General features: G+C 72.0%; 16 protein-coding genes. 9 read left to right on the top strand and 7 right to left on the bottom strand.

From position 1 onward, the window contains the following. Positions 1–18 precede the first annotated feature (18 nt). Positions 19–783, top strand: coding sequence for a deoxyribonuclease IV (locus HC251_RS15215; protein ID WP_219941446.1), 765 nt, complete (start codon positions 19–21; stop codon positions 781–783). A gap of 69 nt (positions 784–852) precedes the next feature. Here the strand turns inward: HC251_RS15215 and HC251_RS15210 are convergent, their stop codons facing one another. After that, entirely contained in the window at positions 853–1,896 is a 1,044-nt protein-coding gene (locus tag HC251_RS15210) for an LLM class flavin-dependent oxidoreductase (RefSeq protein WP_219941445.1), read from the bottom strand. A gap of 268 nt (positions 1,897–2,164) precedes the next feature. On the opposite strand from HC251_RS15210, the gene HC251_RS15205 reads away from it, so the two are divergent. The 5 genes from HC251_RS15205 to HC251_RS15185 all read left to right on the top strand — a co-directional run bounded on the left by HC251_RS15205 (position 2,165) and on the right by HC251_RS15185 (position 7,723). Further along, the gene (locus HC251_RS15205) at positions 2,165–3,553 is read left to right on the top strand and encodes an ABC transporter substrate-binding protein (RefSeq protein WP_219941444.1); all 1,389 of its coding nucleotides are present in this window, start codon (positions 2,165–2,167) and stop codon (positions 3,551–3,553) included. A 5-nt stretch (positions 3,554–3,558) separates the two neighbouring features. Continuing rightward, a complete protein-coding gene (locus HC251_RS15200; protein ID WP_219941443.1) occupies positions 3,559–5,799 on the top strand; it encodes an ABC transporter permease in 2,241 nt (746 codons plus the stop codon). Beyond that, the gene (locus tag HC251_RS15195; RefSeq protein ID WP_255566434.1) at positions 5,783–6,532 is read left to right on the top strand and encodes an ABC transporter ATP-binding protein; all 750 of its coding nucleotides are present in this window, start codon (positions 5,783–5,785) and stop codon (positions 6,530–6,532) included. Before HC251_RS15200 ends, HC251_RS15195 begins: the two co-directional genes overlap by 17 nt. Positions 6,533–6,612: 80 nt before the next feature. Then, positions 6,613–7,359, top strand: a complete 747-nt coding sequence (locus HC251_RS15190) for an ABC transporter ATP-binding protein (protein WP_219945722.1) — start codon at positions 6,613–6,615, stop codon at positions 7,357–7,359. Between the two features lie 10 nt (positions 7,360–7,369). Next, positions 7,370–7,723 (top strand): hypothetical protein, encoded by a 354-nt coding sequence (locus HC251_RS15185; protein WP_219941442.1) that lies wholly within the window; start codon positions 7,370–7,372, stop codon positions 7,721–7,723. A gap of 38 nt (positions 7,724–7,761) precedes the next feature. On the opposite strand, the gene HC251_RS15180 is transcribed toward HC251_RS15185, so the two are convergent. The 6 genes from HC251_RS15180 to HC251_RS15155 form a co-directional block, all read right to left on the bottom strand. Next, positions 7,762–9,021, bottom strand: a complete 1,260-nt coding sequence (locus HC251_RS15180) for a cytochrome P450 (RefSeq protein WP_219941441.1) — start codon at positions 9,019–9,021, stop codon at positions 7,762–7,764. An 8-nt stretch (positions 9,022–9,029) separates the two neighbouring features. After that, positions 9,030–9,869, bottom strand: a complete 840-nt coding sequence (locus HC251_RS15175) for a crotonase/enoyl-CoA hydratase family protein (RefSeq protein WP_219941440.1) — start codon at positions 9,867–9,869, stop codon at positions 9,030–9,032. A 28-nt stretch (positions 9,870–9,897) separates the two neighbouring features. Next, on the bottom strand, positions 9,898–11,043 hold the full coding sequence (locus HC251_RS15170; RefSeq protein ID WP_255566432.1) for a thiolase domain-containing protein: 1,146 nt from the start codon (positions 11,041–11,043) through the stop codon (positions 9,898–9,900). Next, positions 11,043–11,966: a lipid-transfer protein gene (locus HC251_RS15165; RefSeq protein ID WP_370651253.1), complete on the bottom strand. Its 924-nt coding sequence runs from the start codon at positions 11,964–11,966 to the stop codon at positions 11,043–11,045. The genes HC251_RS15170 and HC251_RS15165 overlap by 1 nt, the downstream gene beginning before the upstream one ends. A gap of 148 nt (positions 11,967–12,114) precedes the next feature. Beyond that, complete coding sequence (locus tag HC251_RS15160) at positions 12,115–12,663, bottom strand: Zn-ribbon domain-containing OB-fold protein (protein WP_219941438.1); 549 nt, start codon at positions 12,661–12,663, stop codon at positions 12,115–12,117. After that, positions 12,663–13,103, bottom strand: coding sequence for a Zn-ribbon domain-containing OB-fold protein (locus HC251_RS15155; RefSeq protein ID WP_255566431.1), 441 nt, complete (start codon positions 13,101–13,103; stop codon positions 12,663–12,665). Before HC251_RS15155 ends, HC251_RS15160 begins: the two co-directional genes overlap by 1 nt. A 104-nt stretch (positions 13,104–13,207) precedes the next feature. On the opposite strand from HC251_RS15155, the gene HC251_RS15150 reads away from it, so the two are divergent. From HC251_RS15150 to HC251_RS15140, 3 genes are read left to right on the top strand one after another with little or no spacing between them, the layout of a single operon-like run. Further along, on the top strand, positions 13,208–14,803 hold the full coding sequence (locus HC251_RS15150) for an acyl-CoA synthetase (RefSeq protein ID WP_219941437.1): 1,596 nt from the start codon (positions 13,208–13,210) through the stop codon (positions 14,801–14,803). Beyond that, on the top strand, positions 14,800–15,933 hold the full coding sequence (locus HC251_RS15145; RefSeq protein WP_219941436.1) for a nitronate monooxygenase: 1,134 nt from the start codon (positions 14,800–14,802) through the stop codon (positions 15,931–15,933). The genes HC251_RS15150 and HC251_RS15145 overlap by 4 nt, the downstream gene beginning before the upstream one ends. 4 nt (positions 15,934–15,937) lie before the next feature. Beyond that, positions 15,938–17,188, top strand: coding sequence for an amidohydrolase family protein (locus HC251_RS15140; protein WP_219941435.1), 1,251 nt, complete (start codon positions 15,938–15,940; stop codon positions 17,186–17,188). Positions 17,189–17,219 lie beyond the last annotated feature (31 nt).

The raw sequence follows: 17,219 nt of genomic DNA, 5'->3' as shown, positions 1-17,219 counted from the left end.
CGCCGTACCCTCTTTGGGATGCTCGTCGGCTCGCACCTCCGCTCCGATTCCGACCCGATCGCCGCCGCCGTGGCCGAGGGGGCGGACTGCTTCCAGATGTTCCTGGGCGACCCGCAGAGCTGGAAGAAGCCACCGCCCCGCGAGGACGCCGAGGCCCTACGGGCCTCGCCCGTCCCCGTCTACGTCCACGCCCCGTACCCCATCAACGTGGCCTCGGCGAACAACAAGATCCGGATCCCGAGCCGCAAGATCCTCCAGCAGACCTGCGAGGCGGCGGCGGACATCGGGGCACGGGCCGTGATCGTGCACGGCGGCCACGTCACCGCCGACGACTCGGCCGAGGAGGGGTTCAAGCGCTGGGCCAAGGCCATGGACCAGCTCGAGACCGACGTCCCCGTCTACCTCGAGAACACCGCCGGCGGCGACCACGCCATGGCCCGGCACTTCGACACCATCGGTCGGCTGTGGGACCACATCGGCGACAGCGGCATCGGCTTCTGCCTCGACACCTGCCACGCCCACGCCGCGGGCGAGGAGCTGGCCAGCTCGGTCGAGCGCATCCTGGCCATCACCGGCCGCATCGACCTGGTGCACTGCAACGACTCCCGGGACGAGGCCGGGTCGGGCCGGGACCGCCACGCCAACCTGGGCCACGGCACCATCGACCCCGACATCCTCGTCGAGATCGTGAAGCGGGCCGACGCCCCCGTCATCTGCGAGACGTCCGAGGCCCACCGCATGGACGACATCCAGCTCCTCAAGACGGGCCTCGGTCTCACCTGACGCCCGCGTTCCCGCGCCGCTGCCGGGAGGTCCTCTCCTGCTGCTGACGCAGGAACGCGTCGGTCGGGGTCAGGCGGCGGCAGTGGTGGCCAGCTCCTCGCGGACCCGGGGGGCGACCTCGGTGGCGTAGAGCTCGATGCTCCGGAGCATGAGGTCGTGGGGGAGGGTGCCGGCGCTGTACTTCATGTCGTAGCGGCTGGCGCCGAGGGCGGTCACGGCCCGGACGACCTTGGCGGCGACGGTCTCGGGCGAGCCGACGGCCAGGGCGCCGGTGGGGCCGGCGGCCAGGTCGAACTGCTCGCGGGTCATGGGGGGCCAGCCCCGCTGGCGGCCGATGCGGTCGTGCATGGCCCGGTAGTGGGGCCACAGCTGCTCGCGGGCGAGCTCGTCGGTGGCGGCGACGTGGCCGGGGCTGTGGATCCCGATGGGCTGCGGGTCCTGGCCCAGCTCGGCGAGGGCCCGCCGGTAGAGGTCGGCGAACGGGGCGAAGCGCAGCGGGTCGCCACCGATGATGGCGAGCATGAGGGGCAGCCCGTGGCGGGCGGCCCGGACCACCGACTCGGGGCTGCCGCCGACGCCGACCCACGCCCGCAGCCCGGCCTCGGTCTCGGGGTAGGCCCGGGCCCCGTCCAACGGCGCCCGGGTGGTGCCGGACCAGGTGACGGGCTCCTCGGCGAGGAGGGCGGTGAAGAGGTCGAGCTTCTCCTCGAAGAGGACCTCGTAGTCGGCCAGGTCGTGGCCGAAGAGCGGGAACGACTCGGTGAACGACCCCCGACCCAGGATCACCTCGGCCCGCCCGTGCGACAGGGCGTCGAGGGTGGAGAAGCGCTGGAAGACCCGGATGGGGTCGTCCGAGCTGAGGACGGTCACCGCCGTGCCCAGGCGGATGCGCTCGGTGCGGGCGGCGATGGCGGCCAGCACGACCTCGGGGGCCGAGACGGCGAAGTCGGCCCGGTGGTGCTCGCCGATGCCGATGAAGTCGAGGCCGAGCTCGTCGGCCCGCACCGCCTCCTCGACCACGTCCCGGATGACCTGGGCCTGGGGGACCGGACGGCCGTCGCCGTCGACGGTGACGTCCCCGAAGGTGTCCAACCCGAGCTCGATCTCTGCCATGACGTCTCCTTCACGTGTCGTTCAGGAGAACATGGTTGCGCGTGCAACTATTCCGTCCGACCTCGGCCGCGAACACGTAGAACGCGTTCTCCCAGGTGGGCGGCCGCCCGGGCCCGAGGGGCGCGAGAACGTGTTCTCGCGAGCGGGGCGCATCGCGTGTACGGTGGCGGCCGTCACACCGGTTCCAGGGGGTTCGCTAATGCGGTCAGGCTCGAGGGCAGCACGGGTTCCGAGGCCGAGGACGACGGCCCGACGGCGATCCGCCGCCGTGCTCGCCGTCCTGGTCACCCTCGCCATGGTCGCCGCCGGCTGCACGCGGAGCGACGACGAGACCGAGACCGGGGCCCAGGAGACCACCGCCCCCGAGGGTGGGGGCGGCGAGCCCGACGGCGGCGGCGCCGGCTCCTTCGGCGACCTCGAGGACGTCTGCGGCCCCGGCGACGCCACCGGTGACACCGCCCAGGGGGTGACCTCGGACAGCATCCAGGTGGGCACCATCTCCGACCCCGGCTTCGTCGGGCGCCAGGGCCTGAACCAGGAGCTCTTCGACGCCACCGAGGTGTTCACCACCTGGTGCAACGAGGCCGGCGGCATCAACGGCCGGGAGATCGAGGTCGTCGAGCGCGACGCCAAGATCACCGAGTACAAGCAGCGCATCACCGAGGCCTGCCAGGAGGACTTCATGCTGGTGGGCGGCGGTGGCGTCTTCGACGACACCGGCCAGGAGGAGCGCCTCGGGTGCCTGCTGCCCGAGATCCCCGCCTACCAGGTGTCCTCCGCCGCCCGCGGTGCCGACCTCGCCGTGCGCCCGCTGCCGACCGCCCTCGACGAGCTGCCCATCGCCACGTTCCAGTACATCGAGCAGCGGTTCCCGGACTCGACCGGCGACGTCGGGTTCCTCACCGGCAACGTCCCCTCGACCGTGGTCGTCGACGCCCAGAACCAGGAGGCGGTGGAGTCCCTCGGGTGGGACATCACCTACGAGGCCCAGTACAACGCCATCGGCGAGGCCAGCTGGACCCCGTTCGCCCAGGCCATGCAGAGCGACGGCGTGCGCGGCCTCGTCTACACCGGGGAGCCCGAGAACTTCGCCAAGCTGCTCCAGGCCTTCGACGACATCTCCTACGAGCTCGACTGGGCCGTCGTCGGCGGCAACGCCCTCGACGCCACCTTCATCGAGGTCGGCGGGGCGTCGATCCGCAACGTCTTCATGCTGGCGTCGGTCGTCCCCCCGTTCCTGGCCGAGGAGAACCCCGCCACCCAGCAGTACCTCGACCTGTTCGAGGAGCACCTCCCCGAGGGCAAGAGCGAGGCCCTGCTGGGCTACAACTCCTTCTCCGCCTGGCTCCTGTTCGCGACCGCGGTCAAGGCCTGCGGCTCCGAGGTCACCCGGGCCTGCGTCTTCGAGGAGGCCTCGGGCATCACCGACTGGACCGGTGGCGGGCTCCACGCCGCCACCGACCCCAGCTCCGGGAAGGGCCCCCGCTGCGCCATGGTCGTCGAGGCCAGCCCCGACGGGTTCGCCGTCCCCGACGACTTCGAGACCACCGACGGCCTGTTCCGCTGCGCCGACGACAGCGTGGTGACGCTCGAGGGCGACTACGGCGAGGGGGTCACGTTGGAGGACGTGGGCAAGAGCATCGACGAGCTGGAGTAGCGCGGATGGAGACGTTCCTGGTCTTCACCATCGTCGGGCTCAGCCTGGCCGCCATCTACGCCGTCATCTCCAGCGGCCTCGTCCTGACCTACGCGACCACCGGCATCTTCAACTTCGCCCACGGCGCCATCGGGATGCTGGCCGCCTTCACGTACTGGCAGCTGCGCTTCGACTGGGGGTGGCCGGCCCCGATCGCCCTCGGGATCGTGCTGCTGGTCCTGGCCCCCGGCTTCGGCCTGCTGCTCGAACGGGTGGTGATGCGGGGCCTCGTCGGGACGAGCGAGGCCACCAAGCTGGTCGTGTCGATCAGCCTGCTCGTCGGCACCATCGGGCTGGCCAACCTGATCTGGGAGCCGGGCAACAGCCGGCCCAACAGCAAGTTCTTCGACGGCGAGCGCATCGACCTCGGCGTCACCTCGATCACCTACCACCAGGCCATCACCATCGTCACCGCGGTGGTCGTGGCGCTGGGGCTGCGGTTCCTCCTGTACCGGACGCGCATCGGGGTCTCGATGCGGGCCAACGTCGACGACCGCTCGCTCACCCTGCTCAACGGGGCCCGCCCCGACCGCATCGCCCTGCTCAGCTGGGCGGTGGGCTGCTCGCTGGCCGCGGTGGGCGGCATCCTCATCGCCCCGTCGCTGTCGCTGGAATCGGCCTCGCTGTCGCTCCTGATCGTGAACGCCTACGCCGCCGCCATCTTCGGCCGGCTCCGGTCGCTGCCGCTCACCTTCGTGGGCGCCATGGTCATCGGCCTGACCGAGGGCTACCTCGCCGCCTACCTGCCCAGCAACCAGTACCTCGCCGCCTTCCGCTCGGCCGCGGCGGCGATCATCCTCTTCCTCGTCCTGCTGGCGCTGCCGAACCCCCGGCTCCGGACGCGCAGCCACCTGCGCGAGTTCTTCCCGGCCCCGTCCACCTCGGGCATGGCCATGCTGGCCGGCGGCGTGGTGGTCGCCGCCGTCGTGATGGTCACGACGCTCGACACCAGCAGCCTCATCACCTACGGGCAGATCTTCCCGTTGGCCATCGTCGCCCTCTCGCTCGTGCCCCTCGTCGGCTACGCCGGCCAGATCTCCCTCGCCCAGCTGAGCTTCGCCGGGGTCGGCGCCATCGCCGCCGCCCACCACGGGCAGGGCGGGTCGCCTCTCGGCATCGTGCTGGCGGTCGTGTTCGCCGCCGCCGTGGGCGGCCTCGTCGCCCTGCCCGTGCTGCGGCTCTCGGGCATCTACCTGGCCCTGGCCACCGCCGCCTTCGCCGTCGCCCTCGACCGCTGGATCTTCAACCTGCCCGACTTCGACGTCGGGCCGGTGCACATCAGCCTTTTCGAGCTGGGCTCGACGAGCATCGACCCGCTGTCCGTCTTCGGCTACGAGTTCAACTCCCGCGAGTCGCAGGTCGTCCTCTCGGCCGTCGCCTTCGCCGCCGTCGCCCTCGTCGTGGCCGCCGTGCGCCGGAGCCCCTTCGGGCGGGCGCTCGTGGCCATGCGCGACAGCGAGGCCGCCTGCGCCACCTTCGGGCTCAACCTGATGTGGCCCCGGCTGGCGGTGTTCATGCTCTCGGCGGGCATCGCCGGGCTGGGCGGTGCCCTCTACGGCATGCAGCTGGGCACCGTCGCCCCCGAGCGCTTCAACCTCATCACCGGGCTGCCGCTGTTCATGCTCGTGGTCGTCGGCGGGGCCGGGCTGGTCGGCGCCGCCCTCTTCGCCGGGTTCTCCCTCTACGGCCTCATCCCCCTCACCTCCGCCCTCGGGCCCCTGCTCGCCAAGATCAACACCGTCACGCCCGGTCTCACCGGGATCGGGCTGGGACGCAACCCGAGCGGTGTGCTCCCGATCATCCAGCGCCGGCTGGCCCCGCTGCGGGCCGACACGCCGGCGCTGCTGGCCATGGTCGGGGCCATGGCCGTGGCCTACGCCCTGCGCCTGGCCGACGTCATCGCCAACTGGCCCTTCGTCCTCCTGGTCGCCGCCGCCTACCTGGTCGCCTCCGAGGGGGCCCGCCGCCGGGCTGCGTCCGACGGGCCGGCGCCCGACCGGGGCGAGGCACCCGAGGACCTCGACTGGGTCGGCGTCACCGTGCCCTGGCGGGCCGCGCACCTGGCCCGCATCGACGAGGCCCTGGCGCTCGAGGACCTCGACCTCGACCACCCGCCGCCGGTCGGCGCCGCCGCCTCGCGGGTGGCGGCCGTGACCGCCGGGCGCGAGCCGGCGCCGCCGGTCGAGGGGGGTGGCGCCCGTGCTTGAGGTGCGGGAGGTCAGCGTGCGCTTCGGGGGCCACCTCGCCCTCGACCACGCCTCCCTGCGCGCCGAGGCGGGCCAGATCACCGGTCTCATCGGGCCCAACGGCGCCGGCAAGACCACCATGTTCAACGCCATCACCGGCCTGCTCGCCCCCAGCTCCGGGCGCATCCTCATCGACGACCGCGATGTCACCGGGCTCAAGCTCCACCGGCGGGCGCGCATCGGGTTGGCCCGCACCTTCCAGCAGCTCGAGCTGTTCTCGATGCTCACGGTGCGCGAGAACATCCGCGTCGCCGCCGACATCCGGCGCCGCTGGTCCCGCGACCGCACCGACACCGCCGCCCTCACCGACGAGATCATCGACCAGGTCGGGCTGCGGGCCGTGGCCGACGAGCGGGTCACCGCCCTGCCGACCGGGCAGGGCCGTCTCGTCGAGCTGGGCCGGGCCCTGGCGTGCAAGCCCCGGGTGCTGCTCCTCGACGAGCCCGCCTCGGGCCAGGACGACGCCGAGACCACCCGCTTCGGCGGACTGCTCACCGACCTGGCCGCCACCGGGACGGCGGTGGTGCTTGTCGAGCACGACATGGCGCTGGTGATGGACGTGTGCGACACCGTCCACGTCCTCGACCTGGGCCGCATGATCGCCGTGGGCGACTGCGCCTCCATCCAGTCCGACCCGGCGGTGCTCGAGGCCTACCTCGGCACCCGGAAGGTCGCCGAGGGGGCGGAGCCGTGAGCGAGCGAGCCGGCGACCCGGGCGAGCGCAGCAAGCGAGCCGGCGACCCGGGCGCGTCGACGAACGGGCACCGTCCGCGCCTGGCCAAGGATCCGGAGCCGCCCGCCGAGCCGGCGGTCCTCGACGGCCCCGTCCCCATCCTCGAGCTGCGCGGCGTGCGGGCCGGCTACGACGGCATCGACGTCCTCCACGGCATCGACCTCACCGTCGCCGCCGGCCGGGTCGTCGCCATCCTCGGGCCCAACGGGGCCGGGAAGTCCACCACCCTCAAGGTCGTGGCCGGGCTGCTCCCGGCGTCGACCGGCGACGTCCTCGTGGCCGGCCGGCGGGTCAACGGCGCCCGCCCCGACGACCTGGCCCGGCGGGGCCTCTGCCTCATCCCCGAGGGCCGGGGCCTGTTCCCCAACCTCACCGTGCGCGAGAACCTCTGGATGATGACGCACGGCGGGCGGGGGCTCGACGCCGTGCTCGACCGGGCCGTCGACCGCTTCCCCCAGCTCGGCCCGCTCATGGCCCAGACGGCCGGCACCCTGTCGGGTGGCCAGCAGCAGATGGTGGCCATGGCCCGCGGCCTGGCCACCGACCCCGCCCTCCTCGTCCTCGACGAGCTCTCGATGGGGTTGGCCCCCATCGTCGTCGACGACCTCTACGCCCGGGTGCGCCAGGTGGCCGCCGAGGGCACGACGATCCTTCTCGTCGAGCAGTTCGCCCGCATCGTGATGGACGTGGCCGACGAGGCCGCCGTCATGGTGCACGGGCGGATCGTCGAGACCGGGACCCCCCACGACCTCGAAGCCAGCCTCTCCCAGGCGTACCTGGGTGGATAGGAGAGACCCCATGCTCCAGGACCCGACCCGCGTCGAGCAGTTCACCGCGGAGATCGCCGACATGAAGCTGCCCGACACGTCGAGCTCGCGGGACCGGACGTTCCTCCGCGTCGGCGTGGGCCTCATGGTGGCCGGCGTGGTGATCGGCATCGTCGCCTACACGATCGGTCACGGCACCACGAACCCGCTCCAGCAGCGCGACGCCATCGTGATCGCCCTGATCGGCCTCACCGTGGCCCTCGTCGGAGCCGCCGTGTTCCTGCGCTACTCGATGGCCCAGTTCCTGCGCTTCTGGCTGGCCCGCCTCTCCTGGGAGCAGCAGGCCCAGACCGACCGCATGGTCGAGGCCGTCCGCCGCGACTGACCCCAACCGGTCGGAGTGGGTCAGACCCACTCCGACCATCAGCGGGGGTGGAAGCGGACCGGCAGGTGCTTGATGCCGCCGATGAAGTTGCTGCGCAGGCGGTCGGGCGGGCCCAGCGACTCGACGTGGTCGACCCTCTTCACCAGCTCCTCGAACAGCACCTGGATCTCCATGCGGGCCAGCTGGGCGCCCAGGCAGAAGTGGGGTCCGCCGCCGCCGAAGGCGATGTGGTGGTTCGGGTCCCGGGTGATGTCGAACCGGAACGGGTCCTCGAAGTGGTCCTCGTCCCGGTTGGCCGAGATGTACCACATGCTGATCTTGTCCCCGGCCCTGATCGTGTGGCCCCGCAGCTCGAAGTCCTGGGTCGCGTTGCGGCGGAAGTAGAGCACCGGCGACGCCCAGCGCAGGATCTCCTCGACCGCGCCCTTGATGTGGCGGTCCGGGTCCGACGCCAGCAGCTCCCACTGGTCCGGGTTCTCCAGGAAGGCGTTCATGCCGTGGGAGATGGCGTTGCGGGTCGTCTCGTTGCCGGCCACCGAGAGCAGCAGGAAGAACAGGTTGAAGTCCATGTCCGAGAGCGACTCGCCGTCGACCTCGGCGCTCAGGAGGGCGTTGATGATGTCGTCCTCGGGCTTCTGGCGGTGCTTCTCGGCCAGGCCCTGGGCGTACATGAACATCTCGACCTGGGCCTCGAAGAGCTTCTCCTGCGACACCGCGTACTCGGGGTCGTCGGCCCCGATCATGCGGTTGCTCCAGTCGAAGATCTTGTGGCGGTCCTCGGTGGGCACGCCGATCAGCTCGGCGATCACCTCGAGCGGCAGCTCGGCGGCGATGTCGACCACGAAGTCGGACTCGCCCTGTGGGCCTGAGGAGGCGAGCACCCGATCGAGGATCGTCGTCGTCAGGTCCCGGATGTGGACCTCCATCTGGCCGATCATCCGGGGCGTGAAGCCCCGGTTCACCAGGCGCCGGTAGCGGGTGTGGTCCGGCGGGTCCATGAAGAGCATGAGGTTGCCGGCCTCGCTGGGGGCGTCGCCCTCGGTCGGCGGGCGCTCGGTGAGCCCGACCACCCCTCCCCGGGCGGCGGCCGACGAGAAGGTGCCGGCGTCGCGGTTGCACACGGTCACGTCGTCGAGCTTGGTGATGACCCAGAAGCCGGGCCCGTCGGGCTCGGGGTGGTGGTGGACCGGTTCGTTCCGGCGCAGCCAGGTGAACCACTCGTGGGGGATGCCCTCGGTGAAGCGGTCGAAGTCCAGCAGGTCGATCTGGGGGCGGGCGTCGGGCGTGGCGTCGGGCATGGTGGCTCCTACTTCCCGGTGAACTCGGGGGTCCGCTTCTCCATGAAGGCGAGCGGACCGATCTTGGCGTCGTCGCTCTTGAAGACCTCCATGCCGATGGCCGAGTCGATCGGCATGGCCTCGGCCTCGGGGAGGCACTCGGTGGCCCGCAGCGCCCGGAGGACCGCCTGGACGGCGACCGGTCCGTTGGCCGCCACCTGGGCCGCGACCTCGCGGGCCCGGTCGAGGGCGGTGCCGTCGGGGACGACCTCGCTGATGAGGCCGAGGTCCCGGGCCTCGGGGGCCCGGACGTGGCGGCCGGTGAGGAGGATGTCGGCGGCGACGGCGTAGGGGATCTGGCGGCGCAGGCGCACGACCGACCCCCCGAGCGGGTACAGGCCCCAGCGGACCTCGGACACCCCGAAGCGGGCGCTCTCGCCGGCGATGCGGATGTCGGTGCCCTGGAGGATCTCGGTGCCGCCGGCGACGGCCGGCCCCTCGACCGCGGCGATCAGCGGCTTGTCCAGCAGGAACCCCTTGAGCAGTGGCTTGATGACGCCGGCGGCGATGGTGTCGGTCGCCTCGCCGCCCTCATCGAAGACGTCCCCCGGCGCCTGCTGGGTCATGGCGTCGAGGTCGGCGCCGGCGCAGAACGACCCACCGGCGCCGGTGAGGACGGCGACCCGGATCTCCGGGTTGGCGTTGACCTCGTCCCACGCGTCGGACAGCCCCGCCATCATCGACGGCGACAGGGCGTTGCGCCGCTCGGGCCGGTTCATGGTCAGGATCAGGACCGGTCCGTCCCGCTCGACCAGCAGGTGCTCCTCGGGAGGGGTGGTCGGCAGCTGTGCTGGGCGCTCTGACGTCATCTCGTCTGCTCGTCTCGCTCCGCTCGACTCACGGCTTGGTGCTCCTGACGACCCACATGGCGAAGAACTGGGCGGCACCGCCGTAGGCGTGGCCGACCGCGGTGCGGGCCCCCTCGACCTGGTGCTCGCCGGCGGTGCCGCGGACCTGCATGGCCGCCTCGGCGAAGCGGAGCATCCCCGAGGCACCGATCGGGTTGGACGACAGCACCCCACCCGAGCAGTTGACGGGCAGGGCGCCGGTCAGCTCGGTGACACCGTCCTCGGTGAGCTTCCAGCCCTGGCCGACGTCGGCGAAGCCGAGGTTCTCCAGCCACATCGGCTCGTACCAGCTGAACGGCACGTACATCTCGACCACGTCGACCTCGCGCCGGGGGTCGGTGATGCCGGCCTGGGCGTAGACGTCGGCGGCGCAGTCGCGCCCGCCCTGAGGGTTGACCGGGTCGCGCCCGGGGAACTGGCCCAGCTCGCTGCGGATGGCGGTGCCGTGCACCCACGCCGGCGGGCGGGGAGCGCGGTCGCCGCCGGCCTCGTCGGTGAGCACCATGGCGCAGGCCCCGTCGGAGGCCGGGCACGACTCGAGCCGGCGCACCGGCTCCCACACCATGGGGGAGTCGCGCACCTTCTCCAGCGTGATGTCGGGCACCTTGAGGTGGGCGTAGGGGTTCTTGAGGGCGTTGAGGCGGTCCTTCACCGCCACCATCCACCCGACGTACTCGGGCGCCTGCGACCGCTCGATGTAGGCCCGGATGTGGGGGGCGAAGTAGCCCCCGGCGCCGACCCCGCCGCTGCGACCGCCCGAGAGCCCCCAGGTGGTGTCGCCCTCGGACTGCTTCTCGAAGGCGATGGTCAGGACCCGCTTGCGCACCCCCGACTGCACGAGGTGGGTGGCGACGATCGCCGTCGAGCCGCCCACGCTGCCGGCGGTGTGGACCCGCATGATCGGCTTGCCCGCGGCCCCGAGGGCGTCGGCCAGGTAGAGCTCGGGCATCATCACGCCCTCGAAGGAGTCCGGGGCCGTCCCGATGACGACGGCGTCGACGTCGCGCCACGTCATGGCGGCGTCGTCGAGCGCCCGCTGGCCGGCCTCCCGCAGGAGCCCCGCCAGCGACACGTCGTCGCGGACCTTCTTGTGGTGGGTCTGGGCGATGCCGACCACCGCGCAGCGCTCGGCCATCAGGGGGTTCCTTCCATCACGCAGACCAGGTTCTGCTGCAGGCACGGGCCCGAGGCGGCGTGGCCGAGGGTCCGGCCCGCCCGCCCCTCGTGGATGGCGGTGGCGGCGGCCCCGATGTGGGCCAGGCCGGCCACCATCAGCGGGTCGGCGCCGGCGTTGACCTCGACGAGGTCGGCCAGCCCCATGGCCCGCCGCAGCAGGACCTCCTCGTGGGGGTGGGCGGCCGAGAGCTCGGCCAGGTCGATCGGCCCGCCTCCGACACCCGCGGCCGCCGCGGCCACCTGCGCCGACGGGACGTCGGCCAGGTCGCGCACGCCGATGTAGTGGGGGTCGCTGCGGTGCTCGATGCCCCGGATCCACGCCGGCCGCTCGCACACCTCCCGAGCCCGATCGCCGGCGACCATGATCACGGCGGCGGCGCCGTCCGACGCCGGCGGGGCGGCGACGGTGTCGACGACCTCGTCGACCAACCCGGCCTCGGCCACGGCCCGGGCTTGGAGGCCGGCGAGCGACCCGTGGTCGGCCCAGAGCGGCATCAGGTAGTAGGGGTCGTTCTGGAGGCACAGGACCTCCCGCAGGTCGCTGCGCGAGGAGATGCCCGAGGAGAAGGCGAGGGCCACGTCGACGTCACCGTGCTGGAGCCGGACCCATGCCTCGTACATCGCCCAGGCACCGTCCATGTCGACGTGCGACTCCGAGATCGGGGGCCAGGCGCCCACCGCCTCGAGGTTGCCCACGAACGCGAACGGGGTGCCGGCCAGGTAGTCGGCGCTGCCCGAGCAGGTGAATCCGATGTCGGCCCGGGGGATGCCCGAGCGCTCGATGGCCTCGGAGATCACCGGGAACAGCATCTGGGTCTCGGTGTCGTCCACCGCGGGCAGGGGACCCGTGGTCGCGAACGACACGATGGCGACGTCTCTCATCGACCACGCCCCCGTCCTGGACGCGAGGTGCCTGGCACGTTGCGTCCAGGCGGACGCGAGGTGCCTGGCACTTCGCGTCCGTGGCGCTCGCGCACGTATCGTCGAGCTCGCTCGCTCCCGTGCCGCCGAGTTCGCTCGCTGCGCTCGCTCACAGTGTGTGCTCCTGGTAGGCGGAGGGGGGTGCGTCGGGCTCGCCGGTGGGACGCCACCCGCTGACGGCGGAGCCGAGGCCGTAGCCCCGGTCGTCGGCGACCCGCTCGTCGGGTGGGGCCCACACCGCCTCGACGCGGAGGCCCATGCGGATCTCGTCGAGGGGCACGTCGACCAGCCGCTGCTGGCCGATGGTCCCGTCGGCGCCGTCGAGGAGGATGCTGGCGAGGGCGTAGTCCTCCCGCTCCTTCTGGCCGGCGTACTGGATCGGCGTGAGGACCGTCCACGAGGTGACCAGGCCGCGGTCGGCCACCTCGACCAGGTCGGCCTCGCCCGTCGGCACCACGCAGATGGGGCAGAAGCCCTTCGGCGGCGCGTAGACCCGCTGGCAGCTCGGGCAGCGGTGGCCGGTGATGCGCCCGTCGGCCAGGGCGGCGCCGAAGGCGGCGGCCACCGGGTTGGTCTTGATGGTGTAGTCGAGCCCGATCAGCTGCGGCATGAACCGCACCGGCGCACCCGGGTCCTCGGTGGCGGTGTCCTCGGCCATCAGCCCTCCTCGGGGACGAAGCAGGCGATGTCGGTGATGTGGCCGGTGCGCTCGTCGGCCCACCGGGGCACGACCCGCATCCCGGTCCGCACGGCGTCGGGACCGTCGGCGGCGAGGGCGTGGACGAGCGCCGTGTCGGCCCCGTCCAGCTGCACGAGGGCCCAGGCGAAGGGGCGGTCGCTCGGGTGCTTGCGGAGCGGCTCGGGCACCCAGGTCCACCCCGTCACCACCCCGCCCGGCCCGACCTCGACGAGGTCGTCGACGGCGTCGCCGCTGTCGGGGTCGTACTCGAGGGCGGGGCAGATCACCCGACCCTCGGCGGTGCGGCTGGCGAGCAGCCGCTGGTCCCGCAGCCCGGTCAGGAACGCCCCCACCACGGGGCCGAGGCTCCGCCGGTACATGAGCTCCATGGTGAACGTGGTGTCTGTGTCCGACGGCACAGGCGAAGTAGAACACATTCTACTTGGGTCCGCCACCGACCCCGCCCGACCAGGGACGATGCGACGCGTTGCCGATCCGGAGAGAACGTGTTCTACTTGCGGCCATGGCGTTCAACCTGGCCGACCTCGCCGAGCACACGGTCGACGCCGTGCCCGACCGCACCGCGCTGATCTGCGGTGACCGGTCGGTGACCTTCGCCGAGCTCGAGGCGCGGGCCAACCGGCTGGCCCACCACCTCGCCGCCCAGGGCATCGGTGAGCGCGACCACGTCGCCATCTACTCGCTCAACAGCATCGAGTACGTCGAGGCCATGCTCGCCGCCTACAAGCTGCGGGCCGTCCCCATCAACGTCAACTACCGGTACGTCACCGACGAGCTGGTGTACCTGTTCGACAACGCCGACATCGTCGCCGTCGTGTTCCAGGCCGCCTTCGCCGACCGCATCGCCGCCGTGCGCGACGAGCTGCCGATGCTGCGCCACCTCATCCAGATCGACGACGGCACCGAGGCGCCGACCGAGACCGGGGCCGTCGCCTACGAGGACGCCCTGGCCGCCCAGTCGCCCGAGCGGGACTTCGGCCCACGCGACGACGGTGACCTGTACATCCTCTACACCGGGGGCACCACGGGCATGCCCAAGGGCGTGATGTGGCGCCACGAGGACGTCTGGCGCACCCTCGGCGGGGGCATCGACTTCGTGACGGGCGAGCGGATCACCGACGAGCACCAGCTGGCCCGGGTCGCAGCCGAGGCCGAGCCGCCGGTCGGCCTGGTGCTCGCCCCCCTGATGCACGGCGCCGCCCAGTGGGGGACCCTCGGCGGGCTGTTCAAGGGCGTCACCAACGTCCTGCTGCCCAGGTTCGACCCCGCGCTGGTGTGGGACGCGGTCGAGCGCTACCGCATCGCCGTGATCACCATCACCGGCGACGCCATGGCCCGCCCGCTGATCGAGGAGCTGCGCGCCGGCAGCTACGACACCTCCTCGCTCGTCGCCATCAGCTCCACGGCCGCGGTGTTCTCGCCGGTGGTGAAGGACCAGCTCTTCGAGCTGCTGCCCGACCTGTTCATCAGCGAGGCGGTGGGCTCCACCGAGGGCGGGTTCAACGGCCTGCGCCTCGTCGAGAAGGGTGCCACCCAGACCGGCGACGGCCTGATCAACGTCCCCCTCGGGCCCGACTCGGTGATCATCGGCATCGACGACGAGCCCGTGCAGCCGGGGGAGACGGGCCGCCTGGCCCGGGGCGGCAACGTGCCGATCGGCTACTACAAGGACCCGGTCAAGACGGCGGCCACGTTCATCGAGGTCGGCGGCAAGCGCCACTCCGTCCCCGGCGACATCGCCCGGCTCGAGCTCGACGGCACCATGACCCTCCTCGGGCGCGGGTCGCAGTGCATCAACTCGGGCGGCGAGAAGATCTTCCCCGAGGAGGTCGAGTCGGCCCTCAAGGCCCACCCCAAGGTGTTCGACGCCCTCGTGCTCGGCGTGGCCGACGAGCGGTGGGGCCAGAAGGTCGCCGCCGTCGTCCAGCCCCGTCCGGGCGAGACCCCCACCCTCGACGAGCTGGCCGACCACTGCCGCAGCCGCCTCGCCCGCTACAAGGCGCCGCGCCAGCTGCACCTCGTGGCCGAGGTCCCCCGCCAGCCCAGCGGCAAGCCCGACTACACGCGCGCCCGGAAGGTCGCGGAGGAGACCCCATGACGAGCCTGACCGAGACGTTCGGGATCGAGTACCCGATCTTCGCCTTCTCCCACTGCCGCGACGTGGTCGCGGCCGTCACCAACGCCGGTGGCATGGGCGTCCTCGGAGCGCTGGCGTTCTCGCCCGACGAGCTCGAGCAGGAGCTGACCTGGATCGACGAGCACGTCGGCGGCCGGCCCTACGGCGTCGACGTCGTCATGCCGGTCAAGACCGTCGACCGCGACGCCGGGATCGACGACGTCTCCGACATCGGCGCCCAGCTGCGGTCGCACATCCCCCAGGACCACTGGGACTACGTCGACAAGATCCTCGCCGACCACGGCGTCGACACCTCCGCCCGCTCGGGCGAGCTCGAGTCGGGCGCCGGCTTGGGCGCCGGGGTCCTGGGCTGGACCGCGGCCACGGGCTCCCCGCAGATCGACATCGCCCTGTCGCACCCCATCGCCCTGCTGGCCAGCGCCCTCGGCCCTCCGCCCAAGGCCGCCATCGACCAGGCCCACGAGCAGGGCGTCAAGGTCGCCGCCCTCATCGGGCGGGTCGAGCAGGCCGTCCGCGACGTCCAGCTCGGCGTCGACATCATCATCGCCCAGGGCTACGAGGCCGGCGGCCACACCGGCGACGTCGCCTCCATGGTGCTCATCCCCGACGTCGTCGACGCCGTCGCGCCCGTGCCGGTGCTCGGGGCCGGCGGCATCGGTTCCGGGCGCCAGATGGCGGCGGCCATGGCCCTCGGCGCCGCCGGCGTGTGGACCGGGTCGATCTGGCTCACCGTCGCCGAGAACGGCTCGTCGACCGTCGTCACCGAGAAGCTGCTGGCCGCCACCTCGAGCGACACCGTCCGCTCCCGGGCCTACACCGGCAAGCCGGCCCGCCAGCTCCGCACGGCGTGGACCGAGGCGTGGGAGGCACCGGAGTCGCCCGGCACGCTGCCGATGCCGCTCCAGTTCATCCTCAACTCCTACGCCAGCCAGAAGATGGGGTCGTCACCGCCCCGCGAGCTCGTCGGCATGCCCGTCGGGCAGATCGTGAGCCGCATGAACAAGATCCGCACCACCAAGCAGGTGGTCGTCGACATGGTCGACGAGTACGTCGACGTCACCACTCGCCTCATGGCCGACCTGGAAGGCTGATCCCATGACCACGACCGAGCCGCAGACCGCACCCCCCGAGGCCGCGGAGCGCTACACGATCATCTCGGCCGACTGCCACGCCGGTGGCAGCCACAAGGCCTACCGGGAGTACCTCGACCCCGCCTTCCACGAGGACTTCGACGCCTGGCGGGGCGAGTACAAGAACCCGTACAAGGACCTGGGCGACAAGCGCCGCCTGCGCAACTGGGACAACGAGATGCGCAACTCCCAGCAGGAGGAGGACGGCATCGTCGGCGAGGTCGTGTTCCCCAACACGGTGCCGCCGTTCTTCCCCAGCTTCGTCCTCTTCGCCAAGCCGCCGACCGCCGAGGAGTACCGGCACCGCCACGCCGGCGTCCACGCCCACAACCGGTGGCTGGTCGACTGGTGCAACGAGTTCCCCGAGCGCCGGGCCGGCGTGGGCCAGATCTTCCTCAACGACGTCGACGACGCCATCGCCGACGTCAGGTGGATCAAGGAGCACGGGCTGCGGGGCGGCATCCTGCTGCCCAACATCGCCCCCGACGTGAAGTGGGTGAAGCCGCTCTACGACCGCTGCTACGACCCGCTGTGGGAGGTCCTCCAGGACCTCGAGGTCCCGATCAACGTGCACAGCGGCACCGGCAACCCGGACTACGGGCCGTACCCGGTGTCGATGCTGCTCTACATCAACGAGGTGTCCTTCTACACCGAGCGCCCGCTCGTGCAGATGATCCTCTCGGGCGTCTTCGAGCGGTTCCCCCGCCTCAAGGTCGTGCTGACCGAGGCCGGCTGCGCCTGGGTCCCGCCGCTGCTCGAGCGGCTCGACACGACCATCCGGGGCATCCGCGAGACCGGGGCCACCGGCGAGATCCGCTACGGCGCCGACCACGTCCTGCCCAAGGACGCCACCGAGTACTTCCACCAGAACGTGTGGATGGGCGTGAGCCAGCCCCGCCAGGCCGACGCCGACGCCCGCCACGTCATCGGCATCGACAAGTTCATGTGGGGGAGCGACTACCCCCACGACGAGGGCACCTACCCGTACACCCGGGAGAACCTGCGGGCCCGGTTCCACGACGCCCCCGAGGCCGAGATGCGTCAGATCCTGGCCGGCAACGCGGCCGAGATGTACGGCTTCGACCTCGACGCCCTCGCCCCGCTGGCGGCCAAGGTCGGACCGCGCGTCGACGAGGTGGCCACCCCGATCGACGAGGTCCCCGACAAGCGGCTCGACCGCATCTCGTCCGACATGGACACCCGGGCCATCAAGTGAGCCCGTCGGGAGACCAGTACTCGAGCGGAGG

The organism is Iamia sp. SCSIO 61187, assembly GCF_019443745.1.
Lineage (GTDB): Bacteria > Actinomycetota > Acidimicrobiia > Acidimicrobiales > Iamiaceae > Iamia.
The sequence above is the reverse complement of the archived record's forward strand: the minus strand, read 5'-3'. Positions and strand labels throughout refer to the sequence as shown.